The sequence below is a fragment of the Streptomyces sp. NPDC003393 genome (genome assembly GCF_053589015.1).
On sequence record NZ_JBSFRB010000086.1, the window covers coordinates 1 to 7,661 of the forward strand.

Sequence of the window (7,661 nt, forward strand, 5' to 3'; positions counted from 1 at the left end):
AGGTCCGCGCCCGCGTCGAGCATGTCTTCGCCCACATGAAGACCTGGAAGATCCTCCGCGACTGCCGTCTCAGAGGCGACGGCGTCCACCACGCCGTGCTCGGTACCGCACGGATGCACAACCTCGCCCTCGCCGGATAGGCCAGCGGCCCGGTACAGCGCCCGACCTCACCCGAAACCGATCGGAGATCATTTACGGGACAGCCCTTAAGCAGGTTGCGGCTGGTGGCTGTTGAGCAGCTTGGCAAGCAGGTTGCAGAGTTGTCGTTGTTCGGCGGTGTCGAGGCCAGCGAGCAGTTCGGTCTGGACGGCATCGGCGTGCCGTTGGAGTTCTCCGAGGTGCTGCCTTCCGGCCGGGGTGAGGGTGACGACGTTGCGGCGCCGGTTGGCGGGGTCGGCTCGACGGTCGATCTGGTGGCAGGCCTGCAGGCGGTTGATGATGCCGCTGACGTCGTTGCGGTCAAGGCCGAGGCAGCGGCCGATCTGGGCCTGGCTGAGCGCCCCGTACTCCTCCAGTGCCGCCAGGACCGCGAAGTCGGCGCGGGCGCTCAGCGGCATGCGCTGCGCGGTCAGCCGGGCGCCGAGCGTCGACACCTTGTTCGCCTGCCAGCTGGCGAGCTCGCGCAGTCGGGCCGGGGGCTGCAATGCGTGATCCTTGTCCGCCATTTCTCCATCCTAACCGTTGGTCATCCCAACACTGTGTCCACCGTGCAGCCCAAGAACGGAGGACGCGAGGACCTCCTCAAGGTACTGACCGAACTCGCCCCTCAAACTCGCGCCGAACCGGGATGCCTGCACTACTCGGTACACCGCGCCCGCAGCGATGCCGACGGACCGCTGCTGATCATCCAAAGGTTCGCTTCGATCGAGGCGTTCACGCAGCACAACGCGCGTGTGGCGGACCAGATCCCGAGGATCGGCGCCCTCCTCGCCGTGCCCCCCGTGCCACCCACCCTGTTCGAACCGGTCCCGCAGTCCGCACTCATCGAGGGCCTCGGCAGCGGCGAGTAGAGCCTCGCATCACAGACGTCCTACCGCTGGAAGAATGGCGCAACGACGTCTCGACGGCCGGGCCGCCTCTACTCCTCGTCCTGCTCGGTGCTCGGGTCGTGCAGTGCGCTCAGGGCTCCGTCGCCGTTGGAGCGGACGATGGGGTAGCGGCCGTGGAAGTCGATGTGCTCATGGATCAGCGGGGACAGCCGGGAGCGGAGGGGTGGCGGGTAGTGGCTGCTCGGCCCAGATGCATTTGCCGGAGGGGGTGAAGCGGGCTCCCCAGCGGTCGGCGAGTGCGGCGATCAGTTGCAGTCCTCGCCCTCCCTCATCGGTGTCCGCAGCGCGACGGATACGAGGCATGGTCGGGCTTAGATCGGAGAGCTCGCAGATCAGCGTCCGACTGCGCAGTAGACGCAGCATTGCCGGCCCCTTGGCGTGCCGTACGACGTTGCCGACGAGTTCGCTGACTATGAGTTCGGTGGGCATCTCCAGCTCTTCCAGATCCCAGGCTTCGAGCTGGTCGCGAATATGGCGGCGGGCTTGACCTGCGGCTTTGGGGTTTGCTGGGAGCTGCCAGCAGACGATGTCCTCTGGGGCCGACGCGTGAGTGTGGACGACTAGCACGGCAGCGTCGTCGAGGGTGCGCCGCTGGTCGGGTAGCAGTGCGGCGATCAGGCTGTCGCACAGGCTCTCGGCGTCGATGGTCCCCATTCGGTGTGCAGTGCTGAGGTGCTCGGCGAGGTGGGTCATGCCTTGCTCCAAATCGCAGACCGGGGATTCGACCAGGCCGTCGGTGTAGAGCACCAGGAGGCTGTCTTCGAGGAGTTCGAGCACACCGGTCTCGAAGGGCGGGACCGCGGCACCGAGCGGTGGGTTGAGCGGCAGGTCGGGAAAGTGGACGGTGCCGTCGGGGTGGACCACCGCCGGTGGCGGGTGGCCAGCCATGGTAACGGAACAGACTCGGCTGGTGGGGTCGTATACCGCATAGAGGCAGGTGGCGTAGGAGTCGTCGCCAAGGCCGCTGACCAGGCCGTTGAGGTGCAAGAACACCTCTTCCGGGGGCAGCTCGAGGTCTGCGAGCGTACGAACGGCGGTACGCAGTCGGCCCATGGTGGCGGCCTCGGACAGACCGTGACCCATCACATCCCCGATGACCAGGGCAACTCGGTCCGCGGAGAGTGGGATGACGTCGTACCAGTCGCCGCCGACTTCCTTGCTGTCCCCAGTAGGCAGATACCGGGCGGCCGTAGTGACGGCGGGCAGCGAGGGCAGGGTACGAGGCAGCAGACCGCGTTGCAGTTCCTGGGCACGGCAGTGCTCAGAGTCGTACAGCCGGGCCCGTTCCAAGGCTTGAGCCACCAGTCCGCTCAGCGCCGTGAGAAGGGTACGTTCCTCGTCGGTGAATGTATGCGGCCGGTCGTAGGAGACGGTGCAACACCCGATCGTGTGCCCGGAAGCGACCAGCGGCAGCATGACCCACGCTTTCTTGCCACCAAGGGACGGGATCTCGGCCATCTCGGGGAAGCGGCGGATGAACTCATCCGCCGATGGGATGAAGTTGGGCGTGCGGTCGATCAGGGCCTGGGCGACCGGTGGGGTGTCCTCGATCCGGATTCCTTCCATGTGCTTGAGGAATTCTGACGGATATCCGGAAGTGCCCACTGAGAATATGCGCCCTCGCTCCTGGACCCAGACGCCGACTCCGGCCGCGCCGAACAGCGGGAGCATGTGCTCATCCACCACGTCGACGACGTCCGGTCCGGTGACCGCGGCTGCCAAGGCACGGGCCAGCTCTGCGATCCGGGCAGTACGATCCATAGCGGCCTGTTGGGCCTCCATCCACCGGACACTGATGATGTCGTCGGTGAAATAGACGGTCAGGCCCCCGGGTACGGGAACCAGTCGGACATGCAGCCACCGCCCGTCTGCGGGGCGCCGCACATTCAAGCCAATCGGACTGCCCACTGCGGACGCCCTCTGGCAGGCGTCCCTCACACCGAGATCCCACAGGTCGGGGACAGCAGCCCGCAGCCCGCGGCCGAGCAAGTGCTCCGACGAGTTGAGCATATGTTCAACCGCTGGGTTGGCGAAGGTGATCCGCCAGTCGCTATCAATGATCATAAACCCGTCGCTCATGTTCATCATGGCGCAGTGAACTGAATCATGAGCAACGCAACTGCCGGCGATGACGTTCAGCGTGCCGATCAGTCGGACCGATGCGTTGTCGTCCTCGAACAGAACATGGCCGCGGGCCTGCAGCCAGCGGAAACTCCCGTCCGGCTGTCGCAGTCGGTACTCCAGGTCGTATGGCGAGCGGGCGCGGATCGCAGCATCCATACGCGTCATCACCTGCGGCAGGTCCTCCGGATGGACCAAGCGCCTCCAGGTGTCGATCCGATCATTGAAGCCGTCTTGGCCGACGCCGAGTATCGAGAGCGCGGTTCGGTCCCACACCACCGTGCCGGCGGCGAAGTCCCAGCCCCAGGTACCCGTCGCCGCCTCACCGATGTCCTGAGGACTGGAGCGGAACTCCAGTCCCGCCAGGTTCGGGGCTGTCCCGAACTGCTGCAGCCAGTCAGCGACACTCCGTGCCGCGGCACCGAGCAGCCGCCGCGCCTCCGTTCCCGGTCCACTCGACCCGGAGGTGAGGACAGACACCACGCCCGGCGAGCCTCCGGGAGTCGGCACCGGGACCGAAACCAGCCCAGTCCCCGGTGGGAGGCGCCCTGTCGCGGTGTCACGCTCCTCCAGCACAGTAACGGGCATCCACGCCGAAGTACCCTCCCGCGCCGCACGGGCCGGGGGCGCCTCCTCCTCGCATCCGACCTCTCCCCATGCCCGGACCAGTTCGCTGGACAGCCCGGTGTCCGCCACCAGATACAGACTGTCACTGCCTGTGACGCCCAGATGCACCATTCCGCCCAGCCCGCCAAGCACCGTCACCGCCTGCTCCAAGCCAAGCCGCAGCAGCTCATAGCCGGTCAAGACGCCTCCGCCGGCCTTCGCAGTATGAGGGCGCTCCATTTCAGTGGTATGGCGTCCCCGGTGTCCATCCGTATAGGAGTTCTGACGCCGCTTCCTTAGTCCTGGGCTCATTCGCCCACCTACCACAACAGCTCAGGCAACCGATAAGACAAAGATATCCCGAATGAAGCAACCGCTCCGCCTCTAATAAGGTGAGCACCCTTTCTGCGGGAGTGTTCAATGATCGGCGGATCCGATGATCAAGGAGACGCCAGATGAGCGACACCACCATCGAGCAGGTACCGGGCAGCGAGCCGACGACGGTGGTGCCGGCGAGTGACGAGCAGTTGGTCGCGATGCTCGTGGACCGGGCCCGCAGCGAGGGTCTGCAGCTGACCGGGGAAGACGGGCTGCTCCAACAGTTGACCACGGGTCCTGGAGTCCGCTGGAGGGCGAGATCACCGATCACCTGGGATACGAGAAGCACGACGCCGAGGGCCGGGGCAGCTCCCGCAACGGGACGCACCGCGCTGCGGATCCAGGACCTGGAGGGGGCGCCGCTTGTGCATTTCACGGCGGACAACGGCCTCGACGCATGGCTCGACCAGTCCTTCGCCCGGGCTGGCGTCCACCCGGAGGCGGTGATGCGGACCTCCGTCTCGGTCGCGGCACCCCAACTCACCCCCCCGGACTGGGCGTCGCGGTCCGCCTGGTGAGCGCGATCAGTGTGGGCTTTCCGGGAGCAGTCCAGTCCTTCTCACCGCGGTGGACCAGGCAGTTGGTGGCAGTGACCTCCGCCGGCCCCGATCCGCTCGTCGCACGGTTCATCGCGGGGCTGCGTCGTCCGGTGCGTCGCAGCGTGAGCGGTCCCGGTCGCCACGAGGCGGATGTCGAGCTATAGTCGCGAGGTCGCGAAAAACGATGTTCCGCGGTCCACCCGCCGGACATCGCGCATACATCGATGCAGATGGTTCTGATCGGTGAGCGTCTCCTTGCCGAGATCGGGCATCCCGTCCGCTTTCGGCGCTGACCATCGCCGGCGCGTGCCGGCGCGACAGAGGAGCGCAGCATGCAGAAGACCATCGCCATTGTCGGAGCGGGACTGGGCGGGCTGACGCTCGCCCGGGTGCTTCAGGCTCACGGTGTCGCCGCGACGATCTACGAGGGTGAGGCTTCGGCGACGACCCGTACGCAAGGCGGCCTGCTCGACATCCACGAAGAGACTGGCCAGGTCGCAGTTCGCGCAGCCGGTCTGTACGACGAGTTCCTCACTCTGGTCCGCCCGGGCGAGGACGCCAAGCGCGTGGTGGACCGCCACGGAACGATCCTGTTCGACATGCCTGCGGACCCCGGTTCGGCCCGTCCTGAGGTGGATCGTGGCGAACTGCGGCGCCTGCTCATCGACTCGTTGGCGCCCGGGACGATCAGGTGGGGTCACAAGCTCGCCTCGGTCCGGCACCGTGTAGAGGGCGGCTACGTCCTCACCTTCGCGGAAGGTTCCGCCACGCGCGCCGACATCGTCATCGGCGCGGACGGTGCCTGGTCGAAGGTGCGTCCGCTGCTCACCCCCGCCAAGCCCGTCTTCAGCGGAACCTGCTTCATCGAGATCGCCCTCGCCTCGGGCGGCCAGGAGTGCCGGGCGAGCGTGGCCGCGATCGGCAGCGGCACGCTGATGGCGGTCGCGCCGGGCAAAGGCATCATCGCGCATCGCTACGCCGACGGGCACGTGCGCGGATACGTGGCGCTGAACAAGCCCGAGGAGTGGATGAGGTCGATCGACTTCAGCGACCCGTCCGCTGGCCTCCGTCAACTTGCCGAGGAGTTCGATGGCTGGTCGCCGCTGCTCACCGCCTTCGTGACACAGAGCGACGTGGAACCGTCGCTCCGACCCATCTACGCCCTGCCCGTCGGGCTCACATGGGACAGGGTGCCCGGCATGACGCTCGTCGGTGACGCCGCGCATCTGATGTCGCCCTTCGCCGGCGAGGGTGCGAACCTCGCCATGTACGACGGCGCGGACCTGGCGAGCAAGCTGGTTGAGCAACCCGACATCGAGGTCGCGCTCACCGCCTACGAAGAGCGGTTGTTCCTGCGTAGTGGCGACGCGGCCAGCCGCTCGGCGCAGAACCTGGAGATCTCCTTCGGCCAGGAAGCACCGCAGAGCGTAGTTACTCTGTTCGATCGCTCCTGACACCTCAGTCCGGGTTCGCGATCTTGTATCGGATCCGGCAGGGAACGGACACCGCCATCGCATGATCATCGGGGGTTGTGTCGACTCCTGAAGATCGTGCGGTGGCTGTACGGCATAGCCCAGACCCTGCCCGTTGGTGGGCGATGTTCGACCAGGTCATGGCCCGGATCGCGGGCCGCTTCCGGAGGGTTGAGCCCCGTGCGTCAGCCCGCTGCTACCTGCTCGGGCTGCTGTCGGGCGTGGAGCGGAAGAACTGCTGGCAGATGGCCGAGCAAGCGAGCCATACGCGACCCGGGTCGCTGCAGCGTCTACTGCGCTATGCCTGCTGGGATGCCGACGCGGCCCGCGACGACCTGCGTTCCTACGCCGCGGAACACCTCGCTGTGGACCGGGGCGAGTACGGCTCGAAGATCCACTTGATCACCGAGCGGTCCGGTCTGCCCCTCCGTCGGCATCTCGGGTGCCGACGTCCACGACAGCCAGGCCCTGATCCCGCTCGTGCAGGGGATACCGCCGATCCGGCCCCGGCGCGGCCGACGGCGCCGCAAGCCGGGCAAGCTCCACGGCGACAACGGCTACGACTACGACTACGACCACCTGCGGCGCTGGTCACGCGGCCGCGGCATCACACCACGCATCGCTCGCAAGGACACGGACTCCGGCCAGCGGCTGGGCCGGCACCGCTGGACCATCGAACGCGCCATGGCCAGGCTCACAGGATGCCGACGCCTACATCGCCGCCACGAGCGCAGAGCCAGCCACTTCCCGGCCTTCACCAGCATCGCCTGCACCCTCATCTGCTACCGCAGACTCACCAAATGAGATGGCCTCTGAGGACACGCCGAGACCGGCAGAAGTCAAGGCGCGGCGTCTCGCTCCGCCGTCGATTTGCGACCTGCTGACCAGCACCTATCGAGATCCGGAGCAGGTCCATTCCAATTTTCGAATGGCAAACCACTGCGCCATAAGGAATCTTGAGGGCAGCGTCCGGGGTTCTGGTCGCCATGACACACGTGCGCACCACATCCGAGGCAACCCACGAAGCGCCCACCCGCACCCGCAGGACACCGGTGGGGCTGTACGCACTCGCCCTGGCCAGTTTCGCCCTCGGCTTGGCCGAGTTCGTGGTCGCCGGCCTGCTGCCTGACGTCGCCGACGATCTTTCGGTCAGCGACGGCAGCGCGGGCACGTTGGTGACGACGTACGCGGTGGGCATCATCGTGGGCGCCCTCGCCCTGACCACAGCCCTCAGCCGCATCCCGCCGAAATCAGCCCTGACCCGGCTCGGTGTCGCATTCATCATCGGCAACCTCCTGTGCGCGCTGGGACCGAACTTCGAGACCGTCCTCGCGGGCCGGATCAGAGCTGGTCCTCGCGCACTCGTGCCGCCCTCGCCTGTCTTCCGGCGAGCCACTTGTCGTAGCTGGACCGGTTGAGCTCGAGAACCTGGCAGAGCCGCTTCACCTCGTAGGTGTCCCGGTGATCGTCAACGAACTGGAAGCGACTCATCACCA

Annotated in this window: 6 protein-coding genes and 3 pseudogenes; 7 read left to right on the forward strand and 2 right to left on the reverse strand. The window is 66.8% G+C overall.

What is annotated here, in order from left to right:
• Positions 1 to 140: transposase (locus ACWDUZ_RS38235; protein WP_451636441.1), on the forward strand; the 140-nt coding region annotated here is incomplete at its 5' end.
• 66 nt (positions 141 to 206) lie between these two features.
• Here the strand turns inward: ACWDUZ_RS38235 and ACWDUZ_RS38240 are convergent.
• Positions 207 to 665 (reverse strand): MarR family winged helix-turn-helix transcriptional regulator, encoded by a 459-nt coding sequence (locus tag ACWDUZ_RS38240; protein ID WP_451636436.1) that lies wholly within the window; start codon positions 663 to 665, stop codon positions 207 to 209.
• A gap of 42 nt (positions 666 to 707) precedes the next feature.
• On the opposite strand from ACWDUZ_RS38240, the gene ACWDUZ_RS38245 reads away from it, so the two are divergent.
• On the forward strand, positions 708 to 1,010 hold the full coding sequence (locus ACWDUZ_RS38245; protein ID WP_451636437.1) for a putative quinol monooxygenase: 303 nt from the start codon (positions 708 to 710) through the stop codon (positions 1,008 to 1,010).
• 168 nt (positions 1,011 to 1,178) lie between these two features.
• Here ACWDUZ_RS38245 and ACWDUZ_RS38250 read toward each other — a convergent pair whose 3' ends face one another.
• The gene (locus ACWDUZ_RS38250; protein ID WP_451636438.1) at positions 1,179 to 3,977 is read right to left on the reverse strand and encodes a SpoIIE family protein phosphatase; all 2,799 of its coding nucleotides are present in this window, start codon (positions 3,975 to 3,977) and stop codon (positions 1,179 to 1,181) included.
• Positions 3,978 to 4,231: 254 nt separating this feature from the next.
• On the opposite strand from ACWDUZ_RS38250, the pseudogene ACWDUZ_RS38255 reads away from it, so the two are divergent.
• The 5 genes and pseudogenes from ACWDUZ_RS38255 to ACWDUZ_RS38275 form a co-directional block, all read left to right on the forward strand.
• Positions 4,232 to 4,476: pseudogene (locus ACWDUZ_RS38255) on the forward strand (transposase); the annotation flags it as partial.
• Between the two features lie 549 nt (positions 4,477 to 5,025).
• Positions 5,026 to 6,147, forward strand: coding sequence for an FAD-dependent oxidoreductase (locus ACWDUZ_RS38260; RefSeq protein WP_451636439.1), 1,122 nt, complete (start codon positions 5,026 to 5,028; stop codon positions 6,145 to 6,147).
• Positions 6,148 to 6,305: 158 nt separating this feature from the next.
• Positions 6,306 to 6,527, forward strand: a pseudogene (locus ACWDUZ_RS38265) (transposase); the annotation flags it as partial.
• 6 nt (positions 6,528 to 6,533) lie between these two features.
• Positions 6,534 to 6,969, forward strand: a pseudogene (locus ACWDUZ_RS38270) (IS5 family transposase); the annotation flags it as partial.
• Between the two features lie 191 nt (positions 6,970 to 7,160).
• Complete coding sequence (locus tag ACWDUZ_RS38275; RefSeq protein WP_451636440.1) at positions 7,161 to 7,583, forward strand: MFS transporter; 423 nt, start codon at positions 7,161 to 7,163, stop codon at positions 7,581 to 7,583.
• Positions 7,584 to 7,661: the final 78 nt, after the last annotated feature.

What these genes read in the sequence shown, in the direction of transcription:
- ACWDUZ_RS38240 (WP_451636436.1), bottom strand. Translation starts at nt 665, where the DNA reads ATGGCGGACAAGGATCACGCATTGCAGCCCCCGGCCCGACTGCGCGAG.
- ACWDUZ_RS38260 (WP_451636439.1), top strand. Translation starts at nt 5,026, where the DNA reads ATGCAGAAGACCATCGCCATTGTCGGAGCGGGACTGGGCGGGCTGACG.